The organism is Streptomyces sp. GbtcB7, assembly GCF_019091445.1.
GTDB lineage: Bacteria > Actinomycetota > Actinomycetes > Streptomycetales > Streptomycetaceae > Streptomyces > Streptomyces mirabilis.
The window spans coordinates 1-336 of record NZ_JAGXJM010000199.1 but is presented as its reverse complement, the minus strand read 5'-3'; the positions used below and the strand labels follow the sequence as shown (position 1 = coordinate 336).

The following is a 336-nucleotide window of genomic DNA, read 5'->3' as shown; positions in this document are numbered from 1 at the left end:
ACTCGCGCCGTAAGGCGACACCCGCACGTTCGGCAAGCGCTCGGCTTCGGCCGGGCGCTCGTCGTATCGTGGCTGATTCCCCGACGGAAGGATCAGCTGCATGTGGGATGGATGGATGGACTTCGCGATCGCGACCCTCGTCCGGATCGCGGTCGGGATCGTCGTCGCCGCCGCCGCGACGATCGTGCTGGCGATCGTTGCGCGCCGCCGCCGGTGGGCGGGGGTTCTGAGCCGGCAGTCCCGGGCACCGTTCCGGATGCTGCTGCTCGTCGTCGCCCTCTGGGCCGCCGTGCGTGCGGCGTTCCCCGATGACACGTGGCGCGGCATCCTGGATCA

At 70.5% G+C, this 336-nt stretch carries 1 protein-coding gene; it reads left to right on the top strand.

Annotated elements, in window-relative coordinates:
- Positions 1-100 precede the first annotated feature (100 nt).
- On the top strand, positions 101-336 hold a 236-nt coding region (locus KVT44_RS55835), incomplete at its 3' end, for a hypothetical protein (RefSeq protein ID WP_217576926.1).